The following is a 17,459-nucleotide window of genomic DNA, read 5'->3' as shown; positions in this document are numbered from 1 at the left end:
GACCTTCAATTTTCTGCAGCGCGACAGGCGCGGCTCGCATCTAAGCCAAGTATAAAAGGCATTTTGAACCGGAATAAGCAGAATAAATTAGCCGGAAGCGCGGGTATTTTTAGCGTCGGCTATTTCGCGCGACTATGACCCGAAGGCAAAAAAAATAGCCTCGCAGTCGACGGCGCTCCCCCCGAAGGACGTCCGCGCCGACATGCCGGGCAGCGTCGTGCTCATCTGTGCAGCCATCTATAAACAAAGGAGGGCAATGCCCAATTGGCATTGCCCTCCTTCTTGCATCGAAAGTTGCTCAGGCCGCTAATCGCGATTGAACAACATGTCTTGATGCGAGCCCATCGTTTCAGCTGGCGACAAGCGAAAACCTGCAACGCATACGCTTTTTCCCGTCCTTCGCCTAAAACTCCCGCTGCCGCATCGCCTCGTACAGCACGATCGTGGCGGCCATCGCCACATTGAGCGATTCGCTGCGTCCCTTCATCGGGATCAGGACGCCGTAATCCATCTGCTGCAGCGACAGCGGCGACAGTCCGTCGGCCTCGCTGCCGAGCAGCAGCCAGGTCGGCTCCGTCAAGTCGCACTCGTACAGCCCGCGCGCCGCCTGCAGGCTCGTGCCCGCGAGCTTCATCCCGCGCGACCGCGCCTCCGGCAGCAGCTCGGCCAGATCGCCCTCCAGCACAGGCAGATGAAACAGCGAGCCCATCGTCGAGCGCACGACCTTGGGGTTGTACAGGTCGACGCAGCCTCGGCCCAGCACGACCGCGTCGGCTCCGGCCGCGTCCGCGCTGCGGATGATCGTGCCGGCGTTGCCGGGGTCGCGCACGCCGTCCAGCACGACGACGAAGCCGCGCTCGCGGTAGAGCGCCGAGCGGTCCGCCGACGGCTTGTCGACGACGGCGAATGCCGGCGGCGGCGAGTCGGTGCCGGCGCACTTCGCGACGACGGCGCGCGAGGCCGCGACGAGCTCGACGGCCTTGCCGTAGAGGCGCAGCGGCTCCGCCAGCTCCGGCGGCAAGCCCCGTTCCGCGTCGTAGACGACGGCGCGCACGGCGGCTTCGCAGGAGAGCGCCTCAGCGATCATATGCGGCCCTTCGGCGAGGAACTGGCCGAGCCGGTCGCGATGCTTCTTTTCCTGCAGGGAGGCCCATGCCTTGACCTTGGGATTGGCGGTCGAGGCGATCGTCAGCGGCGCCTCGATCACCGGCTCTTCACCTCGCGCGTCACGGCGAACTCGACCTCGAGCCGCAGCAGATCCTTGTTGGCGCCGACGATGACGAGCACGTCGCCGCTGCGGATGACCTGATCCGGCATCGGCGTGATGTCCATCTTGCCGCCGGCCTTGATGCCGAGCACGTTGCACTGGTACTTGGCCCGGATGTCGAGCTGCTTGATCGTGCGGCCGAGCATCGCGTCCGGCGCCTCGAACTCGATGATGCCGTGCTCCGGCGTCAGCTCGATGAAGTCGAGCACGCTCGGCGAGATCAGATGATGGGCGACCCTCAGCCCCATGTCCCGCTCCGGATAGATGACGCGGTCCGCGCCGATCTTGCCGAGCACCTTGCCGTGCAGCTCGTTCTGCGCCTTGACGATCAGCTGCGGCACGCCGAGATCCTTGAGGATGAGCGTCGTCAGGATGCTCGCCTGGATGTCCTCCCCGATGGCGACGACGACGACGTCGAAGTTGCGGATGCCGATCGCGCGCAGCGCCTCCTCGTCGGTCGTGTCGGCCGATACCGCATGGGTGACGATCGGCGCCATGTCCTGGATCCGTTCCTCGTCGCTGTCGATGGCGAGCACCTCGAAGCCCATCTCCGACAGCGCCTGGGCGACGCTTGAGCCGAAGCGGCCCATGCCGATGACGGCAAACTGCTTTTTGCGCATGCCTTACCTTCCCGCCTTTCCAATCCGCTCTGATGGCATCCATTATAGCATACGGCAGGCGATTTCCCGAATGTCCGCGGCCCGGGACGGACAACCTAACGGAGATCCGAATTCAAGGAGGAATGAGCAAGCGATGAGCCAATTCAACCTGCGAGAGGCGATTACGCAGATCGTGCAGGACAAGTCCGAAGGCGAGCTGAGCGAGATCATCCGGGATTCCATCGACAGCGACGAAAAGGCCCTTCCGGGCCTCGGCGTGCTGTTCGAGATGATCTGGAAGGACAGCGCGGCCGCCGAGCAGCAGTCGCTCGTCGGCAAGCTGCACGGGCATCTGCACAGCCAGTCGCAGCAGAGCTGATCTTTCCGCCTTGCCGCATGCCGTCCGGCTTGCGAGCGTTCCGGCCTATTGGGCCGAACAAGCCCCGACAGCCCCGTTTTCGCGACCTCCGCGAAAACAGGGCTTTTGGAGCTAGGCCATGCAGGTGCGCATGCCCATGCCGGCGATCCATTTCCGATAGGCGACCGACAGCTTGTCAGCCTTATGGTTCAGCTCGGCCTGCAGGTCAAGCGGCAGCAGCTCCGGCTTTTGCGTCTCGATGATCCACTTGTCCTGCTCGAATACCGTATCCTGGAAGTCGATGAAGCTCTGATCGTCCACGTCGAACGCATAGTTGCGCGATACCGGCATATAGACGAGGCACTCCTTCTCCGACACCGGCAGCACCGTCAGCATGATCCACAGCGTCTGGCCGGTAGCCGCATCGCGCTTGGACAGCCGCGCGGCCAGCGGACGGAACACCTCCTTGACGTACACATAGGTCGTGCCCTCGGCATGCTCCGAGCCGGAGTGGGCGACCGGCTGGAAAATCGGCACATCTCCGGTGTAGACGCGCCCCTCCTCGCGGTACACCTCGAAGTCCGGCAGCTCCGCATAATCGGGATGGCCGAGCAGGCCGCCATGCACATACATCAGATGGGCGAAGTCGGTGAAGTTCTCGATGACGCGCGTGCCCGCCGCGTTCACGCGGTAGGGACCGCAGACGAGCGGCCGATATTCCGCCGTCTCGAATTCAGCGAAGTCGGGCAGCTCGGCGGCCGGCTCGCCGATGCACACCCAGACGATGCCGTATTTTTCGCGCGCCTGATATTTGACCGCCCTGGCGCGCGGCGGGATGCGGTCGTCCTTGCCTTGCGCCGGGATGCACACGCATTTGCCGTCGGCATCGTACTTCCAGCCATGGTATGGACAGACGAGATCGCGGTCGTTCTCCACCCAGCCCTTGGACAGCATCGCCCCGCGATGGACGCACAGGTCGCGCAGCGCATGCACGCCCCGCGACGTGCGGTAGACGGCGACGCGCTCGCCGAGCACGATGACGGACAGAGGCTTTTGCTGCAGCTCGGCCGCCGAGCAGGCCGGATGCCACTCATGCTCCAGGACGCCGTCCTTGAGCGGCGCCGGATCGGCGTAGTTCGAGGTGTTCGGGATTGTCATGCTCATGGTCTCTTCCTCCTATTGTTCGTTCTTGACCTGCAGCTCGCCGCTATGGAGCGAGACGAAGACCGCCTCGATCTTGTCCTTGACCGCTTGCGGTATGCTCGATTCAAAGCCGTGGTACGGACTCAGATACACGGCGCCTTCCTTGACGCCCAGCATCTTGGGCTCCGCTTTCATGCGGCCTTCCTTGATGTCCTTCACGACCGACGCCATCGCCGCCGGGTAGTCCTGGATGACGCTGACGGCGACCGTGTCCGGCGCGAGCGCATTCAGATCGACATTGGAGCCGATCGACAGCACGCCCTTCTGCTTCGCCGCCTCGATGCCGCCGTTGCCGGCCGCGTTCGCATTCGCCATCACGACGTCCGCGCCTTTTTCGATCATCGAAATGGCCGTCTCCTTCGCCTTGGCGATGTCATCGTTGCTGCCTGTCATCGCCGTGAACACCTCGATGCCCGGCACGGCCGCCTCCGCGCCCTCCTTGAAGCCGGCGACGGAATTGGTGATCGGCGGGATGTCCGTGCCTCCGATGGCGGCAACCTTGCCCGACTTGGACAGCAGCGCGGCCGCCGTGCCCATCAGATAGCCTTGCTCGCGGTTGTTGATGCTGATCGAGGCGACGTTCGGCTCCTGAGAGACGGCGGCGCTCGTCACGAGGAACCAGGTGTCCGGGAATTCCTTGGCGATCTCCATCATCGGCTCGGCGTATTCGAATCCATGGCCGATCACGACCTGAAAGCCGTCCTGCGCATAGCCGCGGATGAACTCCGCCGCGTCGGATTGCCCGACCTTCTCCGAATGCTGGGTATCGGCTCCGAGCACATCCTTGATCTTCAGCAAGCCGTTGTAGGCGACGCTGTTCCAGCCGTTGTCGTTCACCGCTCCCGGCGTCAGCAAGGCGACCTTGAAGCCGCTCTTGCCCGCCGCTTCCGCTTCCGGCTTGGCAGTCGTTCCGGCCGCCTTGTTGCCGCCGCATCCTGCCAGCAGCAGCGTCAGCGCCAGCAGCAGCGCGATCAGCCGCGACGTCCTCATGCGGCTCCGCTTGCCGAGCCGCTTCCTGCCGTTTTCCTGCTGCTTCATTCCGTATGCCTGTTCCATCTCATCGACCCCCGTTTTGGTTTGAAATGAACCTCCTCCAGCCGCGAGCCGCGCCCGCCTGAACGGTCAGCCCTCCATGCCGGCCATCCACATGCCGATCCGGCCCGCGTCGAACTCGCCGCGCTCCAGCTGTCCGAGCAGCCGGCCCTGGTACATCACCGCGATGCGGTCGGACAGAGCGAGCAGCTCCTCCAGCTCCGTCGACAGCAGCAGCACGGCGCAGCCGCGCTCGCGCTCGGCGAGCAGCCGCTCGCGCACATGCTCGGCGGCGCCGACGTCCATGCCCCGCGTCGGCTGCATCGCCAGCAGCAGGCTCGGCTCCAGCATCAGCTCGCGCGCCAGCACGACCTTCTGCTGATTGCCTCCGGACAGCGCCCGCACCGGCTTGCTCAGACCCGGCGTCCGCACGCGGAACGACTGCACCGCCTGCTCCGCGGCCTGGCGGATTTCAAGCCGGCGCAGCAGCCCGAAGCGGCTGAACGGAGCGCTGCGATAGGACTTGGCGATCAAGCTTTCGCCGATAGTCAGATCGAGGCACAGCCCCTCGCGATGCCGATCCTCGGGGATGTAGCCGACCCCGAGCTCCGCCAGCCGCCGCGGATTGGGCCGCTCCAGGCGCTTCCCGCCCAGCTCCACCTCGCCGCTTGCGATCGGCAGCAGGCCGAGCAGCGCCTCGCACAGCTCCCGCTGGCCGTTGCCGTCGACGCCAGCGATGCCCAATATCTCACCCTCCCGCAGCTCCAGCGACACCCCCTGCAGCGGCTGGCCTTCCGGCGCCGGCGCATGCACCTCCTTCATCTTCAGATGCGTCTGCCCTTGCCGGCGCGCCGTCCGGTTCGAGACCGGCTTCAGCTCGCGCCCGACCATGAGCGCGGCCAGCTCGGAGGCGCTCGTCGAAGCGATGTCCCGGCTGGCGACGAGCTGGCCGGAGCGCAGCACGCTCACCCGGTCGCAGACGCTCATCACCTCCTGCAGCTTGTGGCTGATGAATACGATCGTCTTGCCCTGCTCCCGCAAGCGGCGCAAAATGACGATCAGCTCCTCCACCTCCGGCGGCGTCAGCACCGCCGTCGGTTCGTCGAGAATAATGAACTCGGCTCCGCGATACAGCGTCTTGACGATCTCCACGCGCTGCTGCTGTCCAACGGACAGCTCCTGCACCTTGCGCCGGGGATCGATCCGCAGTCCGAACCGCTCCGACAGCCGCTCGATGTCGCGGCAAGCCTGCCGCTTGCGGAACAGCGGACCGCGACCCTGCTTCAGGCCGATCATTACGTTTTCCGCCGCCGTCAGCGCCGGCACGAGCATGAAGTGCTGATGCACCATGCCGATGCCCGCTCTCATCGCCGCGCGAGGCGAATCGAAGCGGACCGGCGCTCCGTTGAAGAGGATCTCGCCCTCGTCCGGCTCGATCAGCCCCGAGAGCATGTTCATGAGCGTGCTTTTGCCGGCGCCGTTCTCGCCGAGGATGGCGTGGATCTCGCCGCGTCGGATATCGAGGTCCAGCCTGTCGTTCGCCGTGAACGAGCCGAACCGCTTTGTCAGTCCGCGGGTGGCGAGCATGCTTTCTCCCGCCGCTTTGCCGTTTGTCCGCATGGCGTTCCCTCCTTATCTAGGCTTCGAGCAAGCTCAGGCGCGGTTGGCGGCGCTTTTGTACGGCATGGCCGTCGCTGCCGGCGCCCGTGTCCGGCCCGAGAACCAGGATAGGGCGAGCATCGTCAGCACATACGGGAAGAGGAGGAGCAGCTGGTACGGAATCTCGATGCCGAGCGTCTGGAAGCGCAGCTGCAGCGCGTCGGCAGCGCCGAACAGCAGCGAGCTCGCCGCCGTGCCCCCTGGCGTCCAGCGGCCGAAGATGACCGCGGACAAGGCGATGAACCCTCGCCCCGCCACCATATTTTCCGTGAACTGGTTCAAGATGCCGATCGACAGCGCCGCCCCCGCAAGTCCAGCCAGCACGCCGCCGATGGCGCAGCACTGGTAGCGGATGCGATGCACGCGCACGCCGAGCGTATCGGCGGCCAGCGGATGCTCGCCGACCGCACGCACGCTGAGTCCCCAGTTCGTCCGATACAGGACGAGGCTGACGGCCGGCAGCAGCAGGAAGGCGAGATAAGTCAGCGCATTGTGCTGGAACAGCAGCGGTCCGACGACCGGCAGATCGCTCAGCAGCGGAACCGGCCACGGCTGCAGGCTGACCGCCTGCCGCGCTTCCGTGCCCATGCCGAGCAGGCTGCGCCCGAAAACGGTCGTCACGCCAAGGCCGAGCAGATTGAGCGCGGTGCCGATGATGACCTGGTCCGCTCCGGTCGTGACGACGAGAAAGGCGAACAGAAGGCCGATCAGGCAGCCCGCGGCAGCGCCGGCCGCCAGTCCCGTCCAGGCGCTGCCGCCGGCGGCCGAGCCGAGCACCGCAGCCAGCGCGCCGATCAGCATCATGCCCTCCATGCCGATGTTCAGGATGCCGCTGCGCGCCATGAACAGCACGCCGAGCGAAGCCAGCAGCACGATCGCGGACAGCCGGATTGCCGCCGCTGCGTAGTTGATCCATACGTCTGCGCTCATGCGCCTTCCCCTCCTAGCTTGGAATCGATAGCCGCGCTCTGTCCGGGTTGCCCGGATTGCCCGGAGTGCCCGGATTGCTCCGCCGACCGCCGGCCGACGAGCCGCGCGACGATCGTCCGCTTCACCCCGGCCAGCCAGTAGCGGTTGCAGAGCAGCAGGATGATGAGCACCGCCTGGATGACGTAGACGAGAGAAGTCGAGGCGCCCGTCGCGCGCTGCATCGCGTTCGCTCCGCTGCGCAGTCCGCCGAACAGCAGCGCCGACAGGATGTTTCCGAGCGGATGCGCGCCTCCGAGCAGCGCGACCGCGATGCCGTCATAGCCGAAGCCCGGGGAAAAATTCTGCAGCAGCCGATGCTGCACGCCGGCGATCTCGACCCACCCGGCCAGACCGGCGAAGCCGCCGCTCGCCATGAGCACAAGCACGGTGTTGCGCCTCACCGGCATGCCCATCACCTCGGCCGCCCGCCGGTTCGAGCCGGCAGAGCGGATCTCGTAGCCCCATGCCGAGCGATGCAGCAGGAGATAGGCGATGAGCGCCGCGCCCAGCGCGACGAACACGCCGGCATGCAGCCGCGAGCCGAGCAGCCTGGGCAGCTCCGCCGCCAGCGGAATCGCCGCCGTCTGCGGCAGCGACCCGCCGGCATCGCGCAGCGGCCCCGTCACCATGTAGCTGACGACGTACAGGCCGACATAATTGAGCATGATCGTATTGATGATCTCGCTTGCTCCTCGGCCGGCCTTGAGCGCTCCGGCGATGCCGCCCCAGAGCGCCCCGCCCGCCATGCCGCACAGCAGCGCCAGCGGCAGATGCAGCCAGCCCGGCAGCGGCGGCAGCAGCAGCGCCGCCGCCGTGCCGGCGAGCGCTCCGGCGTAGAGCTGGCCTTCGGCGCCGATGTTGAACAGGCCGCAGCGGTAAGCGAAGCTGTAGGCGAGCCCCGTAAGCAGCAGCGGCGTCGCCTTCACGAGCGTTTCCTTGATGCTGTCCGCGCTGCCGGCCGCCCCCTCCCACAGGACCGGATAGGCCGACCAGGGCGAGATGCCCGCCGCCGCCATCACCGCCGCTCCTGCCGCCAGCGCCCCGGCAAGCGCCAGAGCGTAAAACAGCGCTTCGACGAGCAGCAGGAGGGCTTTTTCACGGGCCGTGCCCTTATCTCCCAAATGGATGACCCCCTTCTATGGATCTTCTGTCGATCTCGCCTCCGATCCGGCGTCAGCCCCGCTGGGCGTAGGCCGGATAGGAGGCGGCCAGCCGGCTTCGCAGCCGATCAACGCGGCTCTGGGCGCGGCGGATCACCTCCGCCTCGTCGACGAGCGTGCAGCGGCCGCCGCTGACGACGACGCGTCCGTCCACGAGCACCGTGTGCACATCGTTGCCGTTGGCGTTGTACACGAGCGCCGAGGAGATGCGGTGCACCGGCGCGATATGCGCCTTTTGCAGATCGACGATGACGATGTCGGCCTTCATGCCCGGCGCGAGCTTGCCTAGGTCATGCTCGCGGCCGAGCGCCTTCGCTCCGCCTCTCGTGCCGAGCTCCAGCACCTGCATCGGCGGCAGCACGGTCGAGTCCATCCGATCCAGCTTGTGCAGGCAGGCGGTGAACTTGAGCACCTCCAGATTGTCCTGGCAGTTGTTGCTGCCCGGTCCGTCCGTGCCGAGCGCGACGTTGATGCCGGCCTCCAGCATGTCCGGCACTCTGGCGACGCCGGAGGCGAGGTACAGGTTGGATACGGGACAGTGGATGACGGACGCGCCCGCATCCCGGATCAGCTCCAGCTCGCGGTCGCTGAGCCAGATGCCGTGGACGACCTGGGTCGACGGCCCGAGCAGGCCGGACGCCTCGACCAGCTCCAGGTTGCGGAGGCCGAAGCGCTCCAGCGTATTTTCAATCTGGCTGCTCGTCTCCGCGACATGGATGTGGGCGATGAGCCCGCGCTCGCGGCTGAATCGGCCTGCCCGCTCCAGGAACTGCCGCGAGCAGCCGTACAGATTGAGCGGCCCCATCGCGATCCGCAGCCGGCCGCCCGCCTCGCCGTCCCAGCGCTCCAGCGCCTCCTCCGTGCGGCGGAAGATGTCCTCCTCCTCCTCGCGCAGCCGCTCCTCGTAGCTCAGATCGACTCCGCCCCGCGCCAGATAGCCTCGGATGCCGCTTTCGCGCATCGCCTGCAGCACGCCGTCCGTATTGCCTTCAAACGTATGGATGTAGTGATGGTCCATGATCGTCGTCGCGCCGGACTTCAGGTTCTCGATGCAGCCGATCATCGCCGCCAAATAAAAATCCTCTTCTTCCATCGCCAGCGAGCCCGGCCAGATCACCTGCCGCAGCCAGTCGGACAGCCGGAACTCGTCGGATACGCCGCGCAGAAACGTCTGGAACAGATGCGTATGCCCGTTGACCAGCCCCGGGATGACCGCCATCCCGCCCGCATCGATGATCCGTTCGGCCCGCGAGAGCAGCCTCGCCTCGCCTTCCTCCAGCGGCCAGCGGCCGACCTCGACGATCCGGTCGTCCTCCACCAGCACATATCCCGGCTCCAGCAGCTCTCGGCTGTCGTTCATCGTCAGGACGGAGCCGTTTCGAATCAGTATCGTGCCCATCTGTCTCCACCCCGTTTATGTCATGTTTTCTAACATTATTTGACTTGAAACTAGCATAATGGATTGCTCCCCTTGCTGTCTTTGGTTATACTTAACGAAAAAATAGAGCCCCCTTGGCTCGAATGACCAAAGGAACTCTCGCAGGATTGAATATCTGACATATATATGACGAGGGGAAGAAGGACGATGAGGATCGGAGATCTGATTGATGCGCCCGTGCTCGGCAGCTCCCGGCTCATCGGCGGCAAGGGCGGGCTCGACCGGATGGTCGCCAGCGTCAACATGATGGATTCGCCGGATATTTTTGACTTCCTGAAGCCGAATGAGCTGCTGCTCACGACCGCCTATGCCGTCAAGGACAAGCCGGAGATGCTGCTGCGCCTCATCGAGGAGATGGCCCGGCTCGGCTGCGCCGGCCTCGGCATCAAGACGAAGCGCTACTTCGACCGCATGCCGGCCGGGCTGCAGGAAGCGGCGGACCGCCAGCAGCTTCCGCTGCTGGAGCTGGGGCTGGACTGCTCGCTGGCCGATGCGGTGCAGCAGCTGATGGGCCGCATCCTGCAGTTCCGCACGGAGGAGATGCGCTATGCGCTGCTCGCCCATCGCCAGCTGACCGAGCTCGTCATGGAAGGGCGCAGCCTCCAGGATCTGACCGAGGCCGTCGGCCGCCTGATCGGCCTGCCCGTGCTGCTGCTCGGGGTCGAAGGAGAGCCGCTGGCGACGTCAAGCATCGGTGCGGGCGGCGCTTGGCCCGCTGACTTGATGTCCAGCGAGCGGCCGTCCTCCGGCACGGGCGAGCCGCTCGGCAGCTCTATTTTCCGGAGGCTGCGCGAGAGTCAAGGGCTCTCCTCCCTCCGCCCGGTCTATTTCCCGCTGGATCGCCACGGCTCCAGCTGGTCCGGCGTGCTCGCCGCGCCGATCCATACGACCCAGCTCCAAGGCGGGCTGCTGGCCTTATGCCGCGACGGCTCTCCCGACGAGATGGTCTACCAGACGCTGGAGCAGGCGGCGAACGTCGCCAGCTTCGAGCTGCTCAAGACGCTGGCCGTGCGCGAGCGCTCGCGCCGCTACAAGCATGACTTCCTCTCCGATGTCGTCGACGGGCTGATCGTCCAGGAGGACGAGATCGCGCGGCGGGGCAGCGTCTACGGCCTGCAGCCGTTGCAGCCCTATGTTTGCGTCGTCATCAAAAAAGACCCGCCGTCCGACCTGATGGCCGGGGGCGAGTCGAGTCCGCAGCGGATGGATCGGCGCGAGCGGGACGCCTTGTACGAAGCGGTCAAAAAAGCCGCGCGCTCCGCCGGTCTCGGCGGGCTGCTGTTCGCCAAGCAGGACGGCCTGGCGATGATCGAGCCTTGCCGGGCAGGCGGAGCGAGCGGACTGGAGCCGCTGCTCGGCTCGCCGCTGCAGCGAGCCGTCGGCCAAGCCGCGGAAGCGCTCGGCGCCGGACTCAGCTGCGGCATCGGCAATCCGGCCGAGACGCTGAGCTTTCTTGCGCGCTCTTTCCAGGAAGCGCAGGACGCCTGGCAGTCCGGCCTGCTCGGTGGCAAGCGGCGCTTCATCCAGTTCAGCCATGTGCGCGAGCTGCCCGAGCTGCTGCGGATGCTGCCGCTCCAGGAACGCCGCCGCTTCGTCGCCGAGACGTTCGGCGCGCTCGATCTCGCCGAGGAGAGCGAGGAGCTGCGCCGGACGCTGCGCGCCTACTACGAGCATCACGGACGTATCGCCGACACCGCCAAGGCGCTGTTCGTCCACCGCAATACGGTCATCTACCGGATCGCCAAAATCGAGCAGCTGAGCGGACGCTCCCTGCGATCTCCGGCGGACAGCCTGCGCTTCCGCACCGCCTTCCAGCTCGAGGAGCTGGACAAAACCAACTAGGCCGGGCGCGGCAGCTGCCGCATCCGGCCTTTACCCTTCCAATTCCGCGCGCCGGCGATTCCTTCCGCCAATCCGCATTCGCCGATCCGCGCTGCGGAAGCCGTCAGCCTGCCGCCGCGCCGTCCTCCGGCTGCAGCTCCGGCATCGGCTCCGGCCGCTCGCAGCGGCTGCGCATGCGGTAGCGGATGCCCGTTGCCGCCGCGTCATGGATGCCATGCATCGCCTCCAGCACATGCGCCGCCATGTCGCCGCTCGCGCGATGAGGCCGCTCCTCGCGGATCGCGCGGGCCAGATCGGCGACGCCGATGCCGCGATTGTTGTCCGTATAGCCATGCGTCAGCGGGATGCTCTCGAAGCCCGGCGAGCCGATCCGGCGCAGCTGCACGTCTCCGCCGAAGCCGTTCGGATCCGGCACGAGCAGCGTGCCCTCGGTGCCGTAGATCTCGATCGGCGGAACGGTCGTGCCTCCCGGGGTGTCGAAGCTCGTCACGAGCGTCGCTACCGCCCCGTTTTCAAAATCCAGGACGCCGGCCAGATGCGTCGGCACCTCGACCTGGATGAGCGTGCCCTTTTTCGGCTCGCTGCGGATCAGCCGCTCGGCGTGAGTCGTCACGGCCGAGCCGGTGACCGAAGCGATCGGACCGAGCAGCGTCACGAGCGCGGTCAGGTAGTACGGCCCCATGTCGAACATCGGGCCTCCGCCTTGCTTGTAGTAGAACTCCGGATCCGGATGCCAGCTCTCGTGGCCTCCGCTCAGCATGAACGCCGAGGCGGCGACCGGACGACCGATCGCGCCTTCGTCGATCAGCCGGCGACAGGTCTGGATCGCTCCGCCAAGGAACGTCTCCGGAGCGCCGGCGATGCGCTTGCCGGTGCGGCGCGACGCTTCCTGCAGCGCGAGCGCCTCCTCGCGCGTCACCGTGATCGGCTTCTCCGCGTAGACATGCTTGCCCGCCTCCAGCGCCTGCAGGCTGACCCGCGCATGCGAGGCCGGGATCGTCAGGTTGACGACGATCTCTACCTCCGGATCGGCCAGCAGCTCCTCCGCCGTGCCGGATTTCGGCACGCCGTACTCCGCCGCGCGCTCCGCGGCCCGGGCCGGATCGAGATCGGCGCAGAACACGAGCTCCGTTTCTTCATAAGCCAGCAGATTCTTGCAATAGATGCGGCTGATGTTGCCGCAGCCGATGATGCCGACCTTCGCCTTCCGCATGCTTCCGCTCATCGCGTCGTCTCCTCCTGAGCCGTCCCGGCTGCCGCTTCCCGAGACGCTTGTTTTCCTTCTGCCGCCCACAGCATGCCGCGCCGCATCAGCTCCAGCACCTGCGGCATCTCGACGATGTTCGCCTGATGGCCGAGCGTGCAGTGATAGACGCGTCCTGCGCCCCAGCCCTTCGTCCAGACGACCGGCATCTCCGTCTCGCCGAACCGGGTGATCGCATGGACGTTGATCGCCGGATCGACATGCATGTAGTACTTCTCCGAGGCGACCTCGATCGTCCCGATGCCGGACGTCAGCGGATCGTCCGCGTCGACCATCTCGACATCGTAGCGGACGCCGTCGTTGCCCGGATGCGCGACCCACTGGCCGCCGACCATGTACTGATAGTCGACCTCCTGACGGAACGCGTCCGACATCCCGCCGTGGCAGCCGGCCAGCCCGCAGCCGGCCTGCACCGTCTCGAGCAGCGGCTTCAGCTGCTCCTGCTCGATCGTGCCCATCGTCCAGATCGGCACGATCAGGTCGAGCGACGCCATCAGCGCCGCATCCTTGAAGCTGTCCAGCGTATCCGAGACCTTCACCTCGAAGCCTTCGCCGCGAAGCACGCCGGCCAGCAGCTCCGCCACCTCCGCGGGCTGATGGCCGTCCCAGCCGCCTTGCACGATCAATGCCTGTTTATTCATTTCTTCTCTTCCCCTCTCCCGGTTCCCGATCTTCCGCCGCCGTTCAGCCTTGCTCCATCTCCGCCAGCTTCACCCAGCGGCGCTCCTCCACGGAGCGCTCCACCGCCTCGAGCACCTCCTGGCACTTGACGCCGTCCACGAAGCTCGGGCTCGGCTGGCGGTCTTCCGCGACCGCGCTCATCAGCTCCAGCATCTCATGCGTGAACGTATGCTCGAATCCGATCGTATGCCCGGCCGGCCACCAAGCCTCCGAATAGGCGTGGGCCGCATCCGTGCACAGCACCCGCCGGAAGCCCTGCACGTCCTCCGCATCGTCGGCGAAATACACCTCCAGCTCGTTCATCCGCTCGAAGTCGAAGCGGACGCTGCCCTTGCTGCCGTTGATCTCGAACGAGTTGGTGCTGCGATGTCCCGGCGCGAAGCGCGTCGCCTCGAAGCTGCCGAGCGCCCCGTTCGCGAAGCGCGCCAGGAACAGCGTGGCGTCGTCGACCGTGACCGGGCCGCGCGGCGCATCCGCGGACGCGCCGCCCTTCGCGCTCAGCCCGGACATTTCCGTCGGCAGCGGACGCTCCTTGACGAACGTCTCGCTCATGCCGACCACCTCGTCGAACTCTCCGACCAGATGGCGGGCCAGGTCGATCAGATGCGCCCCGAGATCGCCATGCGAGCCCGAGCCGGCGATCTCCTTTTGCAGCCGCCATACGAGCGGGAAGTCCGGATCGACGATCCAGTCCTGCAGGAACCACGCGCGGAAATGATAGATGCGTCCGAGCCGCCCTTCCTCCACAAGCTTCTTCGCCAGCTTCACCGCCGGCGAGAAGCGGTAGTTGAAGCCGGTCATATGCTTGACCCCGGCATCCTCGGCCGCCTTCAGCATCGTGCGGGCATCCGCCAGCGAGAGCGCCAGCGGCTTCTCGCAGAACAGATGCTTGCCCGCGTTCGCCGCCGCGACCGCGATCTCCAGATGCGCGTCGCTCGGCGCGTTGATGTCGATCAGATCGAGATCGTCGCGCTCCACCAGCTTGCGCCAGTCCGTCTCCAGCTCCCGCCAGCCGAGCTGAGCTCTCGCCGTCTCGGCCGCGGAGGCATCACGCCCGCACAGTACGGCCATCTCCGGCAGCAGCGGAGCGCCGCCGAAAAACATCGGCAGCGCCCGATAGGCGTTGCTGTGCGCCTTGCCCATGAACTTGTAGCCGATCATGCCGATCCGAAGGGTGTTCTTCACTTCCGCTTGCGCCATATGCCTCTCCCCGTTTCGCTTGAATTGGTCAATTCCGCTCGACATCCCGCTTCAGGCTCGACTCCCGCACGACGAGCCGCGGCGGCAGCTTCCCGTCCGGCCGCTCCAGCTCGCCGAGCGCCATCCTCGCCGCCAGCCGGCCCATCTCGTAAAAGCTGGCCGAAACGCTCGTCAGCGCCGGCTGCGTCAGCCTCGCGCCGTCGGAATCGTCGTAGCCGGCCAGGCCATAGTCCCGGCCGGCTTCCAGCCCGAGCTGCCGCATTCCTTGCAGCAGGCCGATCGCCATGCGGTCGTTCGCCGCCGCCAGCGCGTCGGCCTCGCCGCTGCGAATCAGCCGAGCCGCAGCGTCAGCCATCTCCAGCCCGCTTTTGCGGCTATAGTTGCCGACGAGCGGCTCGAGCCGCTCCGCGCCGGCGGCGCTCATCGCATCGCGGTAGCCGAGCAGCCGGTCGCGGCTGTTGGAATAATCCGGCGGACCGCCGACAAACGCCGGACGGCTCCAGCCCTGCTCCAGCAGATGCGCCGTCGCCAGCCGGCTTCCTTCCCGATGATCCGCCTCCACGGTCCGCTGCTCGAGCCCTTCCATCCGCTGATTGACGAGCGCGTAGGCATGCCCGTCCCGCTCCAGCTCCAGCAGCGCCTCTCGCTCCTCCTCGCCGTCGCGGGCGCCGAGCACGATCAGGCCGCCGACCTTGCGCTGCCGGAACAGCAGCCCGTATTCCCGCCGCTCGTCCGGGCTGCGCTGCAGCAGCAGCAGGTCGGAACCGAGCTCCCGCGCCGCCTCGCTGATGCCGCCGAGAATTTCCGAGAAATAATACGTCGAGAACAGCTGCACCTTGGGCAGGTACGGAAGCACGACTCCGATATTGCCGCTGCGCCGCTTCGCGAACTGCCGCGCCAGCTCGCTCGGCACGTAGCCCAGCTCGCTTGCCGCCTGCAGCACCCGCTCGCGGGTTTTCGGCTTCACCGCCTCGGATCCGCTGAACACCCTCGAGACCGTCGCCTCGGAAACGCCCGCCTTGTCCGCTACTTGCTTCCTCATCGCAAAACCATCTTTCCGCTTCTTCTTGGACCCTCTGATGCCATCATAATGTACGCGCGTTCATTCTAACGCGAAGCGCTTTCAGCTGTCAATGCGAAATCGCGACATCGAGCGAGCGCAAAAAAAACCGCTCCATTAAGGAGCGGTCTCGAGGAATTTCGAGGTCGGATTTTTGTCCATGGCCGTGCGCATCGCGTACTCGTTCTCGAAGAGCGCGACATAGTTGCCCTTTTTGTCCTTCACGAGCGTCGAGTTGATGCGGTACTTGGACGGATCGATATTGTCGTCGACGATCCAGCGGGCGAACTGGAACGGCATCCGCTGCAGGATGACGTCGACGCCGTACTCGCCCTTCATGCGGTATTCGAACACCTCGAACTGCAGCTGGCCGACGACGCCGAGAATCGTGTCCTCGAAGCCGCCCGCCGTCGTGAACACCTGGATCGTGCCCTCTTCGGTCAGCTGGTCGAGGCCCTTCTCGTACTGCTTTTTCTTGAGCGCGTTCTTGATGGATACCTTGGCGAAAATTTCCGGCGAAAACGTCGGCAGCTCGTCGAACTCGAGCTCCTTGGTCATCGCGAGCGAGTCGCCGATCCGGAAGATGCCGGGATCGAACAGGCCGATGATGTCGCCCGGATAAGCCGCCTCGACGATGTCGCGGTCCTGGGCGAGGAACTGCTGCGGCTGGGCGAGCTTGATGTCCTTGCCCATGCGCACATGCTTGACGCTCATGCCGCGCTCGAAGCGGCCGGAGACGATGCGCAGGAACGCGATCCGGTCGCGGTGCGCCGGATTCATGTTGGCCTGGATCTTGAACACGTAGCCGCTGAACTTCTCGCTCGTCGGCTCCACCGGTCCGCTCGTGCTGTTGCGCGGCGTCGGCTTGGGCGCCAGCTGCAGGAAGTTCTCCAGGAACGTCTGCACGCCGAAGTTGTTGACCGCGCTGCCGAAGAACACCGGCGTCAGCTCGCCGGCTCGCACCTTCTCGAAGTCGAACGGGTCGCCCGCGACATCGAGCAGCTCCAGGTCCTGCTCCAGCTGGTCGGCCAAATAGTCGCCCGCCATCTCGCGGATGACCGGATCGCGGAAGCCGCCGACCTTGCGCACCTCGATCGTCGAGTGGTCGTTGCCCTGGAACAGCTCGACCTGGTCCTTCATGCGGTCATAGACGCCGCACAGCTCGCGGCCCATGCCGATCGGCCAGTTCATCGGCACGCTGCGGATGCCGAGCACGCGCTCGAGCTCCTCCATCAGGTCGAACGGGCTCTGCCCTTCGCGGTCCAGCTTGTTGATGAACGTGAAGATCGGAATGCCGCGCCGGCGGCATACCTGGAACAGCTTGATCGTCTGCGCCTCGACGCCCTTGGCGACGTCGATGAGCATGACCGCGCTGTCCGCGGCCGTCAGCGTGCGGTACGTGTCCTCGCTGAAGTCCTGGTGGCCCGGCGTATCCAGGATGTTGACGCGATGCCCTTTGTAATCGAACTGCATCACCGAGGACGTGACCGAGATGCCGCGCTGCTTCTCGATCTCCATCCAGTCGGAGGTCGCGTGCTTGCTTGCCTTGCGGGCCTTGACGGACCCCGCCTCGCGGATCGCGCCGCCGAACAGCAGCAGCTTCTCGGTCAGCGTCGTCTTGCCGGCGTCAGGGTGGGAAATGATGGCGAACGTCCGCCTCTTGTCGACTTCGTGTTGAATCTCTTCCATAAGTTGCTTCGTCATTGACTTCTCCTTGCTTCGTGCAA

At 65.9% G+C, this 17,459-nt stretch carries 15 protein-coding genes; 2 read left to right on the top strand and 13 right to left on the bottom strand.

Annotated elements, in window-relative coordinates; genetic code table 11:
* Positions 1–403 precede the first annotated feature (403 nt).
* Both NYE40_RS07345 and NYE40_RS07340 read right to left on the bottom strand, forming a co-directional pair.
* Entirely contained in the window at positions 404–1,207 is an 804-nt protein-coding gene (locus NYE40_RS07345) for an RNA methyltransferase (protein WP_339279697.1), read from the bottom strand.
* Positions 1,204–1,887 (bottom strand): TrkA family potassium uptake protein, encoded by a 684-nt coding sequence (locus NYE40_RS07340; protein WP_028599999.1) that lies wholly within the window; start codon positions 1,885–1,887, stop codon positions 1,204–1,206. Before NYE40_RS07340 ends, NYE40_RS07345 begins: the two co-directional genes overlap by 4 nt.
* 133 nt (positions 1,888–2,020) lie before the next feature.
* Here NYE40_RS07340 and sspI point away from each other — a divergent pair, with 133 nt between their 5' ends.
* The gene (sspI, locus tag NYE40_RS07335) at positions 2,021–2,245 is read left to right on the top strand and encodes a small acid-soluble spore protein SspI (RefSeq protein ID WP_028600000.1); all 225 of its coding nucleotides are present in this window, start codon (positions 2,021–2,023) and stop codon (positions 2,243–2,245) included.
* A 111-nt stretch (positions 2,246–2,356) separates the two neighbouring features.
* Here the strand turns inward: sspI and NYE40_RS07330 are convergent, their stop codons facing one another.
* From NYE40_RS07330 to NYE40_RS07305, 6 genes are all read right to left on the bottom strand, one after another.
* A complete protein-coding gene (locus tag NYE40_RS07330; RefSeq protein ID WP_228551350.1) occupies positions 2,357–3,388 on the bottom strand; it encodes an aromatic ring-hydroxylating dioxygenase subunit alpha in 1,032 nt (343 codons plus the stop codon).
* Between the two features lie 12 nt (positions 3,389–3,400).
* Entirely contained in the window at positions 3,401–4,483 is a 1,083-nt protein-coding gene (locus tag NYE40_RS07325; RefSeq protein ID WP_339279696.1) for a BMP family protein, read from the bottom strand.
* 66 nt (positions 4,484–4,549) lie between these two features.
* Positions 4,550–6,079 carry an ABC transporter ATP-binding protein gene (locus NYE40_RS07320; protein ID WP_101808772.1) on the bottom strand — a complete coding sequence of 510 codons (1,530 nt, stop codon included), beginning with the start codon at positions 6,077–6,079 and terminating at the stop codon, positions 4,550–4,552.
* A gap of 33 nt (positions 6,080–6,112) precedes the next feature.
* Positions 6,113–7,048 (bottom strand): ABC transporter permease, encoded by a 936-nt coding sequence (locus tag NYE40_RS07315; RefSeq protein ID WP_101808771.1) that lies wholly within the window; start codon positions 7,046–7,048, stop codon positions 6,113–6,115.
* Positions 7,045–8,208 (bottom strand): ABC transporter permease, encoded by a 1,164-nt coding sequence (locus NYE40_RS07310; protein ID WP_228551346.1) that lies wholly within the window; start codon positions 8,206–8,208, stop codon positions 7,045–7,047. Before NYE40_RS07310 ends, NYE40_RS07315 begins: the two co-directional genes overlap by 4 nt.
* Before the next feature lie 52 nt (positions 8,209–8,260).
* Positions 8,261–9,646: an amidohydrolase gene (locus NYE40_RS07305; RefSeq protein WP_028600005.1), complete on the bottom strand. Its 1,386-nt coding sequence runs from the start codon at positions 9,644–9,646 to the stop codon at positions 8,261–8,263.
* Positions 9,647–9,832: 186 nt separating this feature from the next.
* Between NYE40_RS07305 and NYE40_RS07300 the strand changes: the two genes are divergently transcribed.
* Positions 9,833–11,527 carry a PucR family transcriptional regulator gene (locus tag NYE40_RS07300; RefSeq protein ID WP_194843299.1) on the top strand — a complete coding sequence of 565 codons (1,695 nt, stop codon included), beginning with the start codon at positions 9,833–9,835 and terminating at the stop codon, positions 11,525–11,527.
* A 103-nt stretch (positions 11,528–11,630) separates the two neighbouring features.
* Here the strand turns inward: NYE40_RS07300 and NYE40_RS07295 are convergent, their stop codons facing one another.
* From NYE40_RS07295 to NYE40_RS07275, 5 genes are all read right to left on the bottom strand, one after another.
* Complete coding sequence (locus NYE40_RS07295) at positions 11,631–12,740, bottom strand: Gfo/Idh/MocA family oxidoreductase (RefSeq protein WP_028600007.1); 1,110 nt, start codon at positions 12,738–12,740, stop codon at positions 11,631–11,633.
* Positions 12,741–12,748: 8 nt separating this feature from the next.
* Positions 12,749–13,432 carry a ThuA domain-containing protein gene (locus NYE40_RS07290; RefSeq protein WP_028600008.1) on the bottom strand — a complete coding sequence of 228 codons (684 nt, stop codon included), beginning with the start codon at positions 13,430–13,432 and terminating at the stop codon, positions 12,749–12,751.
* A gap of 43 nt (positions 13,433–13,475) precedes the next feature.
* On the bottom strand, positions 13,476–14,672 hold the full coding sequence (locus tag NYE40_RS07285; protein ID WP_043111634.1) for a Gfo/Idh/MocA family oxidoreductase: 1,197 nt from the start codon (positions 14,670–14,672) through the stop codon (positions 13,476–13,478).
* A gap of 28 nt (positions 14,673–14,700) precedes the next feature.
* Positions 14,701–15,714, bottom strand: a complete 1,014-nt coding sequence (locus NYE40_RS07280) for a LacI family DNA-binding transcriptional regulator (RefSeq protein WP_028600010.1) — start codon at positions 15,712–15,714, stop codon at positions 14,701–14,703.
* A gap of 135 nt (positions 15,715–15,849) precedes the next feature.
* A complete protein-coding gene (locus NYE40_RS07275; protein ID WP_028600011.1) occupies positions 15,850–17,436 on the bottom strand; it encodes a peptide chain release factor 3 in 1,587 nt (528 codons plus the stop codon).
* Between the last annotated feature and the right edge of the window lie 23 nt (positions 17,437–17,459).

The organism is Paenibacillus sp. FSL W8-1187 (assembly GCF_037965485.1).
Taxonomy (GTDB): domain Bacteria; phylum Bacillota; class Bacilli; order Paenibacillales; family Paenibacillaceae; genus Paenibacillus_O; species Paenibacillus_O pasadenensis.
This window is presented reverse-complemented; position numbering and strand designations above follow the sequence as displayed.